Annotated in this window: 13 protein-coding genes and 1 tRNA gene; 12 read left to right on the top strand and 2 right to left on the bottom strand. The window is 51.5% G+C overall.

What is annotated here, in order from left to right:
• Window positions 1-323: 323 nt before the first annotated feature.
• The 7 genes from ACI31J_RS02530 (at window position 324) to whiA (ending at window position 11,647) form a co-directional block, all read left to right on the top strand.
• A complete protein-coding gene (locus tag ACI31J_RS02530; RefSeq protein WP_439772878.1) occupies window positions 324-3,077 on the top strand; it encodes a KxYKxGKxW signal peptide domain-containing protein in 2,754 nt (917 codons plus the stop codon).
• Between the two features lie 166 nt (window positions 3,078-3,243).
• Window positions 3,244-5,277 carry an excinuclease ABC subunit UvrB gene (gene uvrB / locus ACI31J_RS02525; RefSeq protein WP_439772877.1) on the top strand — a complete coding sequence of 678 codons (2,034 nt, stop codon included), beginning with the start codon at window positions 3,244-3,246 and terminating at the stop codon, window positions 5,275-5,277.
• A 12-nt stretch (window positions 5,278-5,289) separates the two neighbouring features.
• Window positions 5,290-8,163 carry an excinuclease ABC subunit UvrA gene (gene uvrA / locus ACI31J_RS02520; protein ID WP_439772876.1) on the top strand — a complete coding sequence of 958 codons (2,874 nt, stop codon included), beginning with the start codon at window positions 5,290-5,292 and terminating at the stop codon, window positions 8,161-8,163.
• Window positions 8,164-8,232: 69 nt separating this feature from the next.
• A complete protein-coding gene (locus ACI31J_RS02515; RefSeq protein WP_439772875.1) occupies window positions 8,233-8,748 on the top strand; it encodes a DUF523 domain-containing protein in 516 nt (171 codons plus the stop codon).
• Between the two features lie 75 nt (window positions 8,749-8,823).
• On the top strand, window positions 8,824-9,693 hold the full coding sequence (rapZ, locus tag ACI31J_RS02510) for an RNase adapter RapZ (protein ID WP_439772874.1): 870 nt from the start codon (window positions 8,824-8,826) through the stop codon (window positions 9,691-9,693).
• A 17-nt stretch (window positions 9,694-9,710) separates the two neighbouring features.
• A complete protein-coding gene (locus ACI31J_RS02505) occupies window positions 9,711-10,697 on the top strand; it encodes a gluconeogenesis factor YvcK family protein (protein ID WP_439772873.1) in 987 nt (328 codons plus the stop codon).
• An 11-nt stretch (window positions 10,698-10,708) separates the two neighbouring features.
• On the top strand, window positions 10,709-11,647 hold the full coding sequence (gene whiA, locus ACI31J_RS02500; RefSeq protein WP_439772872.1) for a DNA-binding protein WhiA: 939 nt from the start codon (window positions 10,709-10,711) through the stop codon (window positions 11,645-11,647).
• Window positions 11,648-11,745: 98 nt separating this feature from the next.
• On the opposite strand, the gene clpP is transcribed toward whiA, so the two are convergent.
• Window positions 11,746-12,339, bottom strand: coding sequence for an ATP-dependent Clp endopeptidase proteolytic subunit ClpP (gene clpP, locus ACI31J_RS02495; protein WP_439772871.1), 594 nt, complete (start codon window positions 12,337-12,339; stop codon window positions 11,746-11,748).
• Window positions 12,340-12,982: 643 nt separating this feature from the next.
• On the opposite strand from clpP, the gene ACI31J_RS02490 reads away from it, so the two are divergent.
• Window positions 12,983-13,114 carry a hypothetical protein gene (locus ACI31J_RS02490; RefSeq protein ID WP_263851300.1) on the top strand — a complete coding sequence of 44 codons (132 nt, stop codon included), beginning with the start codon at window positions 12,983-12,985 and terminating at the stop codon, window positions 13,112-13,114.
• Window positions 13,115-13,217: 103 nt separating this feature from the next.
• Here ACI31J_RS02490 and ACI31J_RS02485 read toward each other — a convergent pair.
• Window positions 13,218-13,289 (bottom strand) — tRNA-Arg (locus ACI31J_RS02485).
• A 305-nt stretch (window positions 13,290-13,594) separates the two neighbouring features.
• On the opposite strand from ACI31J_RS02485, the gene gap reads away from it, so the two are divergent.
• The 4 genes from gap to eno form a co-directional block, all read left to right on the top strand.
• The gene (gene gap, locus ACI31J_RS02480) at window positions 13,595-14,608 is read left to right on the top strand and encodes a type I glyceraldehyde-3-phosphate dehydrogenase (protein ID WP_439772870.1); all 1,014 of its coding nucleotides are present in this window, start codon (window positions 13,595-13,597) and stop codon (window positions 14,606-14,608) included.
• 88 nt (window positions 14,609-14,696) lie between these two features.
• Entirely contained in the window at window positions 14,697-15,902 is a 1,206-nt protein-coding gene (locus tag ACI31J_RS02475) for a phosphoglycerate kinase (protein ID WP_439772869.1), read from the top strand.
• A gap of 66 nt (window positions 15,903-15,968) precedes the next feature.
• Window positions 15,969-16,721, top strand: coding sequence for a triose-phosphate isomerase (gene tpiA / locus ACI31J_RS02470; RefSeq protein WP_439772868.1), 753 nt, complete (start codon window positions 15,969-15,971; stop codon window positions 16,719-16,721).
• Between the two features lie 89 nt (window positions 16,722-16,810).
• Window positions 16,811-18,028, top strand: a 1,218-nt coding sequence (eno, locus tag ACI31J_RS02465; RefSeq protein ID WP_439772867.1) for a phosphopyruvate hydratase, incomplete at its 3' end; no start/stop codon positions are given.

The following is an 18,028-nucleotide window of genomic DNA, read 5'->3' as shown; positions in this document are numbered from 1 at the left end:
AGGGCTAAATTAACTAATAAAAACGGATGACTAATCTAGTGATAAGTTAAAATGATTTTAGAAATATTAATTCAGCATATAAGAAAATCGTAGTATTTTGGTAGTTTAATAGCTGATATATAGAAGAATTGTTCTATAATTTTTACTGTTATATTTCAACTAAAACAAGTGTTATTTATTTAATTATTTATTAATATTATACTTATTATAAAATCCAAGCTACATATGAAAAAATTTTCATTTAAATCTTGCTCAGTAGTTTCCTAGACACTTAGAATTAATAGTGTACCGTAAACTAACTATAGAAAGAGACTATAAACAAGATGAATGAATTAAAGCACTATAAAATGTACAAAGCCGGCAAGCTGTGGTTGACTGCCACGATCACGGTGTTGGCTTTTACTGGAATGGCAACTTCTGTTAAAGCAGATACTCAGGAGACAGCTGCCACCGCTCCACAATCAGTTATTGCTTCAAACAGTTCTGCCAGCAGTGCAGCGAGTGTAAGCGCAGAACCAGGTTCCGCCGTTTCCTCTTCAGCGTCCCAGGGTAGTGCAGCCACCGTTGCATCTAGTGCTGCTCCTGCTACTGATGCACAGGCGGCCGTTTCTGAAAGTGCTAATTCATCATCATCTTTGAAGGATCAGCTGGATAATAATTTATTATCAGGAGCGGAAAGATTTCATATTTTTGCTAATGAGGTTCAGATTGGCGCCGATGTTAACGGGAACATTGCCACGCGGCACTACCTTTCAGGAAATGAGTTTGGGACCCGTAACGAATCGCATAACTATAAGTTAGATGGTCAAACGGGTGATGTTTACTATATCGAATCGTTTGATCAGCTGGGCGCCAATGCTTTCCGTAATCCGAATAGTCATGTTGTATTTGGGAATGATGCATGGGGAAAGATCGAGATTAAAGATCACCATGTTTTCGCAAATGGCGTTCGCCTGGATCACCTGGATCCGGATAAAGAAAAGGTCGAAAATACTAAGCTGATTGACTTTGACCAAGAATTTACGAATTTGCGGAACTTGGCAGACCTTTATACCAAGCAGGACCAAACGGAGGGGGTCAAGGTTGATTTCAGCGATATGAATAATCGCTTCATCGACATTAGTGGTGTTGCCCAGGGCGTTAAAACTATCTTTGTTAATGTGCCACTGGAGTATTTGAGCGCTCCACAACCATTGACGATTAAAGGATTGAGTTCACGTGAAGATGGTCCGGTTGTGATCCTAAACGTTAATATGGGATCACAAACCAATGTTTTTCTTAATACCCAGACCAAGCTGACTTACGATGATGGTCAAACAGTTAATCCAAGCGAGGGCCATACTAAGCCCAATCACGTTATCTGGAATTTCGGTAATGCCAAGGCGCAGTTGAACGTTAGTGGTGGCTACTTTTTAGGGAGTGCTTTAGCACCGCAAAGTGAAATAAATGCTGGCTGCAATATGGATGGTAATTTAATTGCTGATCGGGTAAACGTTACCGGTGGGGAGACGCACCGCTGGGATTTACGTGGTGGTGGTACTATTATTCCCTACTTCCCTAATAACGTATACCCAGTAATCCCAACCGCCCCGACACAGCCAACGAGTCCAAGCACGCCAACGCAACCGACGAAGCCAGTAACGCCGACGAGTCCAACGCAGCCGACAAAGCCAGCTAAGCCAACGAGTCCAACGCAGCCGACAAGCCCAGCTAAGCCGACGAGTCCAACGCAGCCGACGAAGCCAGTAACGCCGACGAGTCCGACGCAGCCGACGAAGCCGGAAACACCGACAACTCCGACGCAACCGACAAAGCCGGAAACACCAACGGATCCAACACAGCCGACGAAGCCAGTAACGCCGACGAGTCCGACGCAGCCGACGAAGCCAGTAACGCCAACGAGTCCAACGCAACCGACAAAGCCGGTAACACCAACTGCACCAACACAGCCGACGAAGCCAGTAACGCCGACGAGTCCGACGCAGCCGACGAAGCCAGTAACGCCAACGAGTCCAACGCAACCGACAAAGCCGGTAACACCAACTGCACCAACACAGCCGACGAAGCCAGTAACGCCGACGAGTCCGACGCAACCGACAAAACCGGAAACGCCGACGACTCCAACACAGCCGACAAAGCCAGTGACACCGACGAGTCCAACGCAACCGACGAAGCCGGTAACGCCAACAACACCAACGCAGCCGACGACGCCGGAAACACCGACGAGCCCAACGCAACCAACGAAGCCGGAAACGCCAACGAATCCAACGCAACCGACAACGCCAGTAACGCCAACGAGTCCAACGCAGCCGACGAAGCCAGTGACGCCAACGAGTCCGACGCAACCGACAAAGCCAGAAACGCCGACGAATCCGACGCAACCGACGAAGCCAGTGACGCCGACGAGTCCAACGCAGCCGACAAGTCCAGCTAAGCCAACGAGTCCAACGCAGCCGACAAAGCCAGTAACGCCGACGACTCCAACACAGCCGACAAGTCCAGCTAAGCCGACAAGTCCAACACAGCCAACGAAGCCAGTAACGCCGACGACTCCAACACAGCCGACGACGCCAGTAACGCCGACGACTCCAACACAGCCGACGACGCCGGAAACGCCGACGAGTCCGACGCAACCGACAAGTCCAGCTAAGCCGACGAGCCCAACGCAACCGACGACGCCGGAAACGCCGACGACACCAACACAACCGACGACTCCACAACCAACCGTACCGGAGATTATTACGCCGACGGTTCCAATGAAAACCGCAAGTGTTGATGGTAAACAATCGACAACGTTATCCGTCGATGGCACTGCCAAGACATCAGTAGACGCATCGTATCAAGCAAGTGTGCCTAGTCACGATGAACAGGTTGGTAACCAAGTAACCTTACTTACTACTTCTTCATCAGTAGCTAGTTCATTAGCAACTCCTAAGCAGACTAGCCAATCTGGTGTAGGACACCGAGAAGGGCAGGGGTTACCACAGACGGGAAATAGTCGGTCAGTTCTTGCTACTGTCATGGGATTAATCATTGGTAGCCTGAGCCTGTTTGGCTTCCGTAAACGTCACTTCTAAAGCATTATTAAAGGGTTAGGGAATTTTTCCCGGCCCTTTTTCGTTGCTATCCATATTGATAGACGAATGCATGTTTGGGTGATAAACTGAATAATAGTTAAATCAAGAGAAAGGGCGACCTTTCTCTTTTTGTACGTTATAACGGCTAATTAGGGAGGTACGCGCATTGATTTATCGACAGCCAGACAAGAAGTTTGACCTCGTTTCGGATTACAAGCCAACCGGGGACCAGCCCGAGGCCATCGCCGAGCTGACGCAGGGAATCGAGAAGGGCGAGAAGGCTCAGATCCTGTTGGGAGCCACGGGGACCGGGAAGACCTTCACCATCTCCAACGTGATTGCCAACGTGAACAAGCCGACCCTGATCCTGTCCCACAATAAGACTTTGGCGGGCCAGCTGTATGGTGAAATGAAGAAGTTCTTCCCGAATAATGCGGTAGAATACTTTGTTTCCTATTATGACTACTACCAGCCCGAGGCCTATGTCCCATCCAGCGATACCTACATTGAAAAGGACGCCTCAATCAACGATGAAATCGATAAGCTGCGTAACGCCGCCACCACCGCGCTATTGGAGCGCAACGACGTGATCGTGGTGGCTTCAGTTTCCAGCATCTTCGGTCTTGGTAACCCCAACGAGTACCAGAACAGTGTCCTCTCCCTCCACGTCGGCCAGGAGATCGAACGGGATACGGTCCTAAACGACCTGGTCAAGATTCAGTACGACCGGAACGACATCGACTTCCAGCGGGGCCGGTTCCGGGTCCACGGCGACGTGGTGGAGATTTTCCCAGCGTCTCACGGCGAGACTGCACTGCGGATTGAATTCTTCGGTGACGAGATCGACCGAATCCGCGAGGTCGATGCCCTGACCGGTGAAGTCAAGGGCGATCGGGAAGAGGTTTCGATCTTCCCGGCGACCCACTTCATGACCAATGAGGACATTATGGACCTGGCCCTGCCGGAGATCGAAGCCGATATGAAGAAGCAGGTCAAGAAGTTTACCGACCAGGGGAAGCTCCTGGAGGCGGAGCGGATCCAGCAACGGACCAGCTATGACATTGAGATGATGCGAGAGGTCGGCTACGTCAACGGAATTGAGAACTACTCACGCTACATGGACCGGCGCAAACCCGGTGAGCCGCCGTACACCCTGCTCGACTTCTTCCCGAAGGACTTCCTGATGGTGGTTGACGAATCCCACCAGACGATGCCCCAGGTGCGGGGGATGTACAACGGGGATCGTGCGCGGAAGCAGATGTTGATCGACTATGGTTTCCGCTTACCGAGTGCCCTCGACAACCGGCCATTGAAGCTGGCGGAGTTTGAAAAACACGTCAACCAGGTGGTCTACATGTCGGCAACTCCGGGACCGTATGAAGAAAACCAGACGGACCACGTTGTGCAACAGATCATTCGGCCAACCGGGCTGCTTGATCCAACGATTGAAGTTCGGCCGGTGATGGGGCAGATCGATGACCTGGTCGGCGAGATCAACAAGCGGATCGAACGCAACGATCGGGTCTTCGTCACTACCCTGACCAAGAAGATGTCGGAAGACCTGACCGACTATTTGAAGGACCTCGGACTGAAGGTTAAGTACCTTCACAGCGATATCAAGACCCTGGAGCGGACCCAGATCATCCGGGACTTGCGGTTGGGTAAGTTCGATGTCCTGGTCGGGATCAACCTGCTACGGGAAGGGCTGGACGTGCCTGAAGTTTCCCTGGTTGCCATCCTCGATGCAGACAAGGAAGGATTCCTGCGTAACGAGCGGTCGTTGATTCAGACGATCGGCCGGGCCGCCCGGAACGAACACGGGGCGGTCATCATGTACGCCGACACGGTTACCGAGTCGATGCAAAAGGCGATCGACGAGACGAAACGGCGGCGGGCAATCCAGATGAAGTACAACGAAGAACATCACATTACGCCAAAGACGATTATCAAGCCGATTCAGGACGCCATTTCTGCCACGAAGCCGAGTGAAGACACCGGTGAGCAGGAGGACAGCAGCGAATTTACGACCCGTGACTTTGCTAAGCTGAAGCGGACCGACCAGGAGAAGATGGTGGCCGAATTAACGGAGCAGATGCAGTCAGCGGCTAAACGGCTGGACTTCGAGCAGGCCGCCACGCTGCGTGACACCGTCATGGAGCTAAAGGCCCAGATGACGGGAAAGAAAAGCAAGAAGAAATAAGGGGGATAAGTGATGGCAACCGATAAGATTGTGATTCATGGGGCTCGTGCCCATAATTTGAAGAATATTGATGTGACGATTCCCAAGAACAAACTGGTCGTAATCACTGGCCTGTCGGGGTCTGGGAAGAGTTCACTCGCTTTCGACACCCTGTACGCGGAAGGGCAGCGACGCTATGTCGAGAGCCTGTCCGCGTACGCCCGGCAGTTCTTGGGACAGATGGATAAGCCGGACGTCGACTCGATCGACGGCCTTTCACCGGCCATCTCGATCGACCAGAAGACGACCTCCCACAACCCGCGGTCGACGGTCGGGACGGTTACCGAGATCAATGACTTCCTCCGGCTGCTGTGGGCCCGTGCCGGTACCCCGATTTGTCCAAATGACCACATCCCGATCACCAGCCAATCGCCGGACCAGATGGTGGATCGGATACTCAAACTGCCCGAACGGACCCGGCTTCAGATTCTGTCGCCGATTGTCCGCGACAAGAAGGGCACCCAGAAGAAGGTCTTCGATAAGATCAAACGGGAAGGCTTCGTCCGGGTCCAGGTTGACGGTGAGACCTACGACTTAGATGAGGTTCCGGAACTCGATAAGAACAAGAAGCACACCGTTAACGTGGTCATCGACCGGATCATCGTTAAGGACGGTATCCGCTCCCGGCTCTTTGATTCCTTCGAATCGGCCCTGCGGCTCAGTGACGGTTATGCCATTGCGGACGTCATCGGCGGCGAACCGATCCCGTTCTCCGAAAAGTACGCCTGCCCAATCTGCGGCTTCACGGTGGGCGAACTCGAACCCCGGCTCTTCTCCTTCAACGCCCCGATTGGCGCCTGTCCCGAGTGCGAGGGACTCGGCTCTAAGCTGGAGGTTGACGTGGACCTGGTCGTTCCGGACCGCAGCAAGACCCTGCGCGAAGGCGCCATGGTGCCATGGAACCCGATTTCTTCCCAGTACTACCCCCAGCTTCTGGAACAGTTCTGCCAGGCGGTCGGCATCGACATGGACACGCCGTTCAACAAGCTTTCTAAGAAACAGCAAAAGATGGTCCTCTACGGCAACGGCGACCAGACCTTCCACTTCCACTACGAAAATGATTTCGGCGGGGTGCGAGATGTCGACGCCCCATTCGAAGGGGTCATCAATAACATCAAGCGGCGTTACAAGGAGACCAACTCCGACTTCACCCGGGAGCAGATGCGCAAGTACATGACCGAGCTGCCGTGCCCGGTCTGCCACGGCTATCGGCTTAACCAACGGGCCCTGGCCGTCAAGATCGACGGCCAGAACATCGGTGAGGTTTCCGACCTGCCGATCAGCAAAGCCATCGACTTCTTCAAGAACGTCAAGCTGTCGGAACAAAACGAGCAAATTGCTAAGCCGATCCTAAAGGAAATTCTGGATCGGCTGACCTTCATGCAAAACGTCGGTGTTGAGTACCTGACCCTCAGTCGGTCTGCCCGGACCCTCTCCGGTGGGGAAGCCCAGCGAATCCGGCTGGCCACCCAGATCGGGTCCAACCTTTCCGGGGTAATGTACGTGCTGGATGAGCCGTCGATTGGGCTCCACCAGCGGGACAACGACCGGCTGATCTCCTCGCTCAAGGCGATGCGGGACCTCGGCAACACCCTGATCGTGGTCGAACACGACGAGGACACGATGCGGGCGGCCGATTACATCATTGACATCGGCCCTGGTGCCGGTGAAAACGGTGGTCAAGTGATGGCCGCCGGAACGCCAAAGCAGATCATGCGGTCGCGGAAGTCGCTGACGGGGCAGTACCTGTCGGGCAAGAAGATGATTGAGGTGCCGACAAAGCGGCGCGAGGGCAACGGCAAGCACATTGTCCTGAAGGGGGCCGCGGCCAACAACCTCAAGAACATTGACGTTGATTTTCCCCTCGGCAAGTTCATCTGTGTTACCGGGGTTTCTGGTTCCGGTAAATCAACCCTGGTTAACCTGATCCTGAAGCGGATCCTGGCCCAAAAGCTCAACAACAATTCCGCCAAGCCGGGCAAGTACAAGTCGATTTCCGGGGTCAAGAACATCGAGAAGGTCATCAACATTGACCAGTCGCCGATCGGCCGGACCCCGCGGAGCAACCCGGCCACCTACACCGGGGTCTTCGACGACATCCGGGAACTCTTCGCCCAGACCAACCAGGCCAAGGTGCGGGGCTACACCAAGGGCCGGTTCAGTTTCAACGTCAAGGGCGGCCGCTGTGAGGCCTGCCACGGGGACGGGATCATCAAAATCGAGATGAACTTCCTGCCCGACGTCTACGTGCCGTGTGAGGTCTGCCACGGGACCCGGTATAACTCCGAGACCCTCGAGGTGGAATACAAGGGGAAGAACATCGCCGAGGTGCTGAATATGACGGTATCTGAGGCCCTGGACTTCTTCAGCGCCATTCCGAAGATCCGGCGCAAGCTGCAGACGATCGAGGACGTCGGCCTGGGCTACGTTCACCTGGGGCAGCCGGCTACGACCCTGTCCGGTGGGGAAGCCCAGCGGATGAAGCTGGCGGCCGAACTGCACCGGCAGTCCCACGGCAAGAGTTTCTACATCTTGGATGAGCCGACGACCGGACTTCACATGGACGACATTAAGCGTCTTTTGGGTGTCCTGCAGCGGCTGGTGGACGCCGGCAATACCGTTCTGGTGATTGAGCACGAACTAGATGTGGTAAAATCGGCTGATTGGCTGATTGACCTCGGACCAGAAGGCGGTGAGGGCGGCGGCCAAGTCGTGGCTACCGGGACACCGGAAGAGGTCGCCCAAGTCAAGGGCAGCTACACCGGTAAGTATCTCAAGCAGATGCTGGACCGGGACCGCGAGCTGATGGCCGCCCATGCGGCAAAACGGCAGCGCAAACGCAAATAGACGAAAAAAGAGAGCTTCATGGTGGTGGAGCTCTCTTTAGTGTTATTCTGGAAAAAGGAGGCGATGGTGATGATTCTGATTAGTGCATGCCTAGCGGGGTTCAATGTTCGCTACGATGGCGGCAATGCCCAAAATGACTTAGCGGTGAAGCTGGTGGCGATGGGCCAGGCGGTGACGGTTTGCCCAGAGATCATGGGCGGCTTTAGGACGCCGCGTGTTCCGGCGGAAATCCAGGGCGGCACCGGGCGCGACGTGTTGGCGGGCCGGGCCACGGTAATGAATCGTGCGGGCCGCGACGTGACCGAGGAATACCTGCAGGGCGCTAGAATGGCCTTAAAGATTGCCCAGGACCACGGGGTCACGGTGGCCTTTTTGAAACAGAAGAGCCCGGCCTGTGGGACTAAGCTGGTCTACGACGGCAGTTTTGCCGGGAACAAGATTCCGGGCCAGGGGGTGACCGCCGCCCTCCTGCAAGCACACGGGATCAGGTGCTTGGGGGACGAGGACCTGACGCTGGAAAACGTGCGGCCGTACGTCGATGAGAATATCTGGGAGAACCTTCACCATGATAATCTGCAACCCTGACGAGCAATCATAAGACACGCCCGGCTTGATGTGTTACAATACTTGGGTAGTCCTGATAGAAGAGAGGAAAAATAAATGGCTGATAAGATGCAGGTAGTGATCATTACGGGGATGAGCGGCGCCGGCAAGACGGTGGCGATCCACAGCTTTGAGGATCTTGGCTACTTCGTAATTGACAATATGCTCCCGAGTCTGGCGGAAAAATTCGTGGACGTGATCAAAAATTCTGGTGAGTTCGATAAGATCGCCATGGTGATGGACCTGCGTTCCCGCGGCTTCCACAGCAAGGTGTTGCCGAGTCTGGAAAAGCTCCGCAAGCGAGCCGACTTACAAGTCCGCTTGCTGTTTTTGGATGCTGACAACGTTACCCTGGTTTCACGCTACAAGGAAACTCGGCGGGCACACCCGTTGGCACCGCAGGGACGGCTCCTGGACGGGGTGGAATTAGAACGGAAACTGATGACCGAACTGAAGAGTCAGGCCGATGAGATCATCGATACGACCAACCTGACCCCGCGGAACCTGAAGCTGCGGATCAACAAGCTCTTCGGCCATGGCGAGGGCAGCAACTTCTACGTTGAGGTGATGTCCTTTGGCTTTAAGTACGGCCTGCCGTTGGACGCGGACATCGTCATGGACGTTCGCTTCCTGCCGAACCCGTTCTATATCCCGGAACTAAAGCACCAGACCGGAAACGATCGGGCGGTCCAGGAATACGTCATGAAGAGCGACGAAGCCAAGCAGTTTTACCAGCACCTGTCATCACTCATCAAGGGTGCCCTTCCTGGTTACATTCACGAGGGCAAGAGCAGCCTGACGGTGGCCATCGGCTGTACGGGCGGCCAACACCGGTCAGTGACGATTGCCAACCGGCTGGCGGATGACCTTAAGGACAGCGGCTACCAGGTTAACCTATACCACCGTGATGTTGACAAGGCACAATAGAAAGGAAGTCAGCACTTATGTTTCGGAAACCAAAGATTGTGGTGATCGGCGGTGGAACGGGCCTTCCGGTTGTCCTACGGGGGCTGCGCGACAAAGACGTCGATATTACCGCCGTAGTAACGGTCGCTGACGATGGGGGGTCCTCGGGAATCCTGCGTGACTACATCAACGTGGTACCGCCTGGTGATATTCGTAACGGGCTGGTGGCCTTGTCGGAACTGCCACAGCTGGAGTTGGACGTCTTCCAATACCGCTTCAACAGTCGCGACCAGTTCTTTGCCGGGCACGCCATTGGCAACCTGATCATTTCCGCTTTGTCAGAGATGAAGGACGGGATCTTTCCCGCCGTTCAGGAGTTGTCCAATATGATGAAGATTCGCGGCCATATCTACCCAGTCGCTAACGAACCGCTGACTTTGAACGCCGAGTTTACTGACGGGACGACCCTGAGTGGTGAATCCGAGATCACCGCGGCCCATAAGCAGATCAAGCGGGTCTGGGTTACCCCGTCCAATGATGGGGATGGACACCGGGCCGAGCCGGCCCCCGAAGTTATTCAGGCCATTAGAGAAGCTGACCAGATCGTCTTGGGACCGGGGAGCCTGTTTACCAGCATCCTGCCAAACCTGATGATCGAGGAGGTTGGCCGGGCCGTTTGTGAGAGCAAGGCGGAGGTCGTCTACATCTGCAACATCATGACGCAGAAGGGTGAGACCGACCACTTCACCGATGCCGACCATGTTCGGGTCCTTAACCAGCACCTCGGTAAACACTTTATTGATACGGTCCTGGTCAATATCCGGCCGGTACCGAAGAACTACATTGATTTTCAGGAATGGAATGAGATCTCCCAGCCAGTGGGCCACGACTTCCAGGGATTGCGTGACCAGGGATGCCGGGTGATCAGTTCTAATTTCCTACGCCTCAAGGATAATGGGGCCTTTCATGACCGCGACTTGGTGGTGGCTGAGCTGATCAACCGCCTGCACCAGGTCCACGACTAGGAGGGAATTTTGTGTCGTACGCGAGCGAAGTAAAGAAAGAATTGACGGCGATCAAGGTTCACCAGAAGAACGCCCAGGCCGAGCTGATGGCCTTGATTCGGATGAACGGCAGTATTGCCCTGGCCAATCACCAGCTGATTTTGAACATTCAAACGGAGAACCCGGCGATTGCCCGGCGGATCTACTCGTTGTTAAAGGAGTTCTACCACGTGGAGAGTGACATCGTGGTACGACGCAAGATGAAGCTCAAGAAGAACAACCAGTATATCGTCCGGTTGCGCTATGCGGCGCAGCATGTCCTTGATGACCTCGGGATCTTGCAGAACCTGCAGATCAAGGAACGGGTGCCGGTGGAGCTGCTTGATGACGAGTGGATGGTCCGGTCATACCTGCGGGGAGCTTTCTTGGCAGGGGGGTCGGTCAACAACCCCGAGACGTCGCGCTATCACTTGGAAATCTACTCATTGTACGAGGAGCACAATGAGATGATCGCCCAGATGATGAACAAGTTTGGCCTCAACGCCCAGACGACGGCCCGGCGCAGCGGCTTCATCGTCTATCTGAAGGAAGCCGAGAAGATTGCTGACTTCATGTCACTGATCGGGGCCACCAATTCGATGCTGCAGTTTGAGAATGTCCGAATCGTCCGGGACATGCGGAATTCGGTTAACCGGCTGGTCAACTGTGAGAATGCCAATATGAATAAGATCGCTAATGCCTCAACCCGGCAAATTGAGAATATCCGCTTGATTGATGAACGGGTTGGAATTCAGACGCTGCCTGACAAGTTGCGTGAGATCGCCGAGACCCGGCTGGCCCACCAGGAGGTCAGTTTAAAGGAACTCGGTGAGCTGGTACCGGGCGGGCCGATCTCAAAGTCGGGGGTCAACCACCGGCTGCGGAAACTCAATGCCTACGCGGACGAGCTGCGGATGTCGAAGGCGCAATAAATAATGAAAAAGGTACACCCACGAATTTTGTAGGTGTACCTTTTTACGTAATAAAAAAACACCGCACGATGAATCGCACGGTGTTTGTCAGCTGAAGACTACTTCAGCTTAGAATTGTTTTCCATGACGCCATCGAGCAGACCATAGTCGACCGCTTCTTGTGCAGTGAAGTAGTGGTCACGCTCCGTATCCTGCTGGATCTTTTCGATCGGCTGACCGGAGTTCTTGGCAAGGATGCCGTTCAGCATCTTCCGGGTCTTCAGGATTTCAGTGGCAGCAATTTCAATTTCAGTTTGCTGACCTTGAGCACCACCAGATGGTTGGTGAATCAGGACTTGTGAGTGTGGCAGTCCATAACGCTTGCCCTTGGCACCAGAGGATACCAGGACACTAGCCATGGAAGCAGCCATCCCAATAACGATCGTTTGGACATCAGCCTTGATGAAGTTCATCGTGTCGTAGATCGCCATTCCTGACGTAACGACACCACCAGGTGAGTTGATGTATAAGTAAATGTCTTTTGTTGAGTCTTGCGCATCCAAGAACAGCAGTTGCGCAACGATTGAGTTCGCCATATCGTCTTCGATTGGACCAGACAGCATAATGATCCGGTCCTTCAGAAGCCGTGAGTAGATATCATAAGCACGTTCACCACGAGATGATTGCTCAATGACAGTTGGAACTAAGTTCATGTTGTGGCCTCCTTATTGATTAGCACTCATTAGTATTTATTGCTAATGGATATTAATACTATAACCGATTGGTCAAAAAAGGTCAAATGTTTTGTCCCAAATATTGAAAACGGGCCCAGCAATCGCCTAGGCCCGTTCTTTATTGAGAAATTTCTGCTTGTTATTTTTCATTGGCGTTTTCGGAAACCATGTCCAACTCAGCAGCGGCGCTTTGCTGGTCGAGTTCCTTCCAGTCAGCAGCAGTCTTGAATACGTTTAATTTACTAGTATCTTCCATGATATTGCCTCCAGAGATGTTAGTTAATTTTTTATTAGTTTATTTCTTTTATCAGGTGGCCTCTCACCACACCCAAAATACTACCGCATATTGGTATACTTTGCAAGCCCCCTAATATCAATATATTTGAAAGTGTTTTCTCAAATTGGTCTAGCCTAAAGTGGGGAGAGCAATGGACAACGGGATTGGTAACGTTTATCAATTTTCAGTAAAAAGCTAAAATTATTTTGCCAATTTTACCGGGTGGGGAGGACGGTGGCGGAAATAAATGGGTGAAATACCGTCAAGGGTTGCTTTTTAAAACGTGGCCCGGTATAATTGGAACGTTAATTAATTTACGTTTGATATAAAAGGAGGCATATTCACATGCGTAAAGCACACCCATACGGCGTACAAGGCCGTCGCCCAGTTGCTCCTAAGTACAAGCGAGCATTAAAAGAAAAGAAGATCGAAGCTATTCGTAAGTGGGCTAAGGAAAAGCCAGCCGACGAAAAGTAATGATATAAAAAAACAGTCCAACGTTTGCTGGGCTGTTTTTTATTACCTATATCTATATATAGTACACAAAAAAGGCAACCGTCGAAACGGTTGCCTTTTGCGATGCGCCCCCCGGGAGTCGAACCCGGATCTCGAGAACCGGAATCTCACGTGCGATCCATTACACTAAGGGCGCGTGTTGCTGTGTTGTATCAATCAACGTTTATTATAATATCCTATTCTCAATTAGATTGCAACCATTATTTGAAACTTTTAATTAAGATAACGGTTTCACAAGAAAAAAGAAAATTTCTAGGGCGATTGAATAGACAATTCCAAATAAGGTGGGTATTATAAGTAGCGTAAGGTTTGTATATTGCTTAGACCTTACTGCATTAGTTTTACATTTTAGAATGAGTATAAGTTGCTTGTCCTAAAATCGGAATGTGATAAACTAAGCATGTACGCTAATTATGTTTTCCTAAAGGAGGAAATTGCAGTATGACTGTAAAGATTGGTATTAATGGTTTCGGCCGTATTGGTCGTTTGGCATTCCGTCGTATTCACGAACTCAACACTGATGACATCGAAGTTGTTGCTATTAACGACTTGACTTCACCAGAAATGTTGGCTTACTTACTGAAGTACGACTCAACCCAAGGTCGTTTTGATGGCGAAGTTTCATCAACTGACAAGGGCATCGTTGTTGACGGTAAGGAATACCCTGTATACGCAGAACGCGACGCTCGTAACATTCCTTGGGTAAAGAACGACGGTGTTGACTTTGTCCTTGAATGTACTGGTTTCTACACTTCTGCAGAAAAGTCCCAAGCTCACTTGGACGCCGGCGCAAAGCGTGTTCTGATTTCTGCACCTGCTGGTAACATCCCTACTGTTGTCCCAGGTGTTAACTTGGACACTCTGAAGGCTGACGACAAGATCGTTTCCGCTGGTTCATGCACGACCAGCTGCCTTGCCCCAATGGCATACTGGCTTAACAAGAACTTCGGTATCAAGGTTGGTACTATGACTACTGTTCACGCCTACACTGGTTCTCAAGCTGTTCTTGACCAACCACGTGGTAAGAAGTTCCGTAACAACCGTGCCGCAGCTGTTAACACTATTCCTCACTCAAGTGGTGCTGCTAAGGCTATCGGTCTGGTTATCCCAGAACTGAACGGTAAGCTTTCTGGTCACGCACAACGTGTTGCCGTACCTACCGGCTCATTGACTGAACTTGTTACTATCCTTAACAAGAAGGTTTCAATCGATGAAGTTAACGACGTTATGAAGAAGGCTGCTGAAAACAACCCAGCTTACGGTTACACTGAAGACCCAATCGTTTCAAGTGATATCATCGGTTCTACTTTCGGTTCAGTATTTGACCCATCACAAACCGAAATCATGGAAGGCGAAGACGGTACTCAATTAGTTAAGACCGTTGCTTGGTACGACAACGAAAACGGCTTCACTTGCAACATGATTCGGACTCTGCTTCACTTCGCAGAACTTTAATCTGATTGCTTAAATAAGCTTTTGTAAAAGGTGGGAGGAGGAGACTCCAACCACCTTTTTCCTTAACAGAGAAGGAGGAAACATAGTTATGGCTAAATTAACTGTTGAAGACCTGCCATTAGAAGGTAAGAAAGTCCTGATGCGGGTTGACTTCAATGTCCCAATTAATGATGGTGTTGTTGGCGATGACAACCGGATCGTTGCCGCACTGCCAACCATCAAGTACGTTATCGACCACGGTGGCCGGGCAATCCTGTTCTCCCACCTGGGCCGGATCAAGAAGGAAGAAGACAAGCCGGGTCTGTCACTGCGTCCAGTTGCTGAACGCCTCTCCAACCTGCTGAACAAGCCTGTTACCTTTGTTCCAGTAACGGAAGGCAAGCAGCTTGAAGATGCCATCGACAACATGAACAACGGTGATGTTCTGCTTGTTCAAAACACCCGTTACGAAGATGTTAAGGATGGCGAATACGTCAAGCGTGAATCCGGCAACGACCCTGAATTGGGCAAGTACTGGGCTTCACTTGGTGACGTCTTCATCAACGATGCTTTCGGTACTGCACACCGTAAGCACGCTTCCAACGTTGGGATTGCTACTAACATGCCAGGTAAGGCTGCTGCCGGTTACTTGATGGAAAAGGAAATCAAGTTCTTGGGTGACGCCGTTGACAACCCACAACGTCCATTTGTTGCTATCCTGGGTGGTGCCAAGGTTTCCGACAAGATCGGTGTTATTGACCACCTGCTCGACAAGGCTGACAAGATCATCATCGGTGGTGGGATGGCTTACACCTTCTACGCTGCCAAGGGCATCAAGACTGGTGACTCCTTAGTTGAAAAGGACAAGATTGATGTTGCTAAGCAAATCCTTGACAAGGCTGGCGATAAGCTGGTACTGCCAATCGATAACGTAGTTGCTGACAAGTTCGACAACGACGCTAACACCAAGGTGGTTGAAGGCGACATTGACGATGGCTGGATGGCACTTGACATCGGTCCAAAGTCAATTAAGGAATTCGAAGACGTTTTGAAGGACGCCAAGACGGTTGTTTGGAACGGCCCAATGGGTGTCTTTGAAAAGCCAAACTTCGCTAAGGGTACCCTTGAAGTTGGTAAGTTCCTTGGTACCTTAGCCGACGCAACCACGATTGTTGGTGGTGGTGACTCCACTGCCGCTGTTAAGCAATTGGGTGTTGCTGGTAAGCTTACCCACATCTCCACTGGTGGTGGGGCTTCCCTGACCTACCTTGAAGGTAAGGTATTACCAGGAATTGCTGCAATTTCTGAAAAGTAATCTAATCTTTACGAGCGGAACTGGCACTTGGTGCGGTTCCGCTTTTTTTGAAAGGATGATGATGTGATGCGGGTTCCAATGATTGCGGGCAATTGGAAGATGAACAAGACGGTCGATGAGGCGGTGGACTTTGTTGAGCAGATTAAGGATCAGCTGCCACCGGCCAGCCAACAGGAGACAGCGTTGGCGGCCCCAACTTTGGCGCTAGTGCCGATGGTGGCTGCTGCGGCAGGCTCACCGTTGAAGTTAATGGCCGAGAACTGCTATTACAAGGATAGTGGGGCCTTCACGGGTGAAACGAGTCCCAAGGCGCTTTATGCTGCTGGGATCCACCACGTCATTCTTGGTCACTCCGAACGACGCAACTACTTTCATGAAACCGACGAGCTGATCAATAAGAAGGTCAAGGCTGCTTTAGAGAATAACCTTTGTCCGATCGTTTGCTGCGACGATACGATGGGCAGGCGGATTGCCTATGATCAGAAGATTCACTGGGTGGTCAACCGGATTTTGGCTGATGTCAAAGGCTTGGCCGAAGATGAGATTGAAAAGGTCACGATTGCCTATGAACCGAACTGGGCGATCGGCACTGGGCAGAGTGCGGATCCGGACCAGGCGGAAGAGGGCTGTTACTTGATTCGCCAGACCATCGCGGACATGTATGGTTCGCAGGTGGCAGAAAACATTCGGATTTTATACGGCGGCAGTGTGACGACCAAGAACGTCGGGGCGTTGATGGCCCAACCGGATATTGATGGCGCACTGGTTGGCGTTGCCAGTCTAGACCCGAAAACCTTTTTACAAATCGTCAATCATTAGCGGCGAAAAGCTTGTTTTTAGTTGTGCAAAATAATACAATATTACTTGTGGAATGTATCCAAATATAAGACAGAGGAGAGATTCATCAAATGTCACTTATTACAGATATTTATGCACGTGAAGTTCTTGATTCACGTGGTAACCCAACCGTTGAAGCTGAAGTTTACACTGAAGCTGGCGGTGTTGGCCGTGGGATTGTCCCATCAGGTGCTTCAACTGGTGAACACGAAGCCGTTGAATTGCGTGATGGCGACAAGGATCGTTTCGGCGGCAAGGGTGTATTAAAGGCCGTTGCTAACGTTAACGACATCATTGCTAAGGAAATCGTTGGTATGGAAGTTACTGACCAAATTGCCATCGATAAGGCAATGATCAAGCTGGACGGTACGCCAAACAAGGGTAAGCTTGGTGCCAATGCTATCTTGGCCGTTTCATTAGCTGCTGCTCGGGCTGCTGCTGATGAACTGCAAGTTCCTCTTTACAACTACCTTGGTGGTTTCAACGCTCACGTACTGCCAACACCAATGATGAACGTTATCAACGGTGGTGCCCACTCTGATAACAAGGTTGACTTCCAAGAATTCATGATCATGCCAGTTGGTGCACCAACTGTTCGTGAAGCTATTCGTTGGGGTTCAGAAACTTTCCACGCCCTGAAGAAGGAACTGGAAGCTGCTGGCAAGGTAACCTCTGTTGGTGACGAAGGTGGATTTGCTCCTGACTTTGCTAACAACGCTGAACCATTCGAATACCTGATCAAGGCTATCAAGGACGCCGGCTACAAGCCAGGCAAGGACATTGCCATTGCCTTTGACGTTGCCGCTTCCGAACTTTGGGACGACGACGCTAAGAAGTACAAGCTTCGTTGGTCAACTGGTGAAGAATTCACTACTGAAGAATGGATCAAGTACCTGTCCGGTATCATTGAAAAGTACCCAATCGTTTCTGTAGAAGACCCAATTGACGAAAACAACTGGGATGACTGGGTAACCCTTACCAAGGAACTTGGTAAGAAGGTTCAACTTGTTGGTGACGACTTCTTCGTAACTAACACCGACTACCTGAAGAAGGGTATCAAGATGGGTGCCGCTAACTCCATCCTGATCAAGCTTAACCAAATCGGTACTTTGACTGAAACTGTTGAAGCGATCGAAATGGCTAAGGAAGCTGGTTACACTGCCATCGTTTCACACCGTTCTGGTGAAACTGAAGACACGACGATTGCTGACCTGGTTGTTGCTACTAACGCCGGCCAAATCAAGACTGGTTCTATGAGCCGGACTGACCGTCTTGCTAAGTACAACCAA

Source organism: Limosilactobacillus sp. (assembly GCF_051873075.1).
Taxonomy (GTDB): Bacteria; Bacillota; Bacilli; order Lactobacillales; family Lactobacillaceae; genus Limosilactobacillus.
The sequence above is the reverse complement of the archived record's forward strand: the minus strand, read 5'-3'. Positions and strand labels throughout refer to the sequence as shown.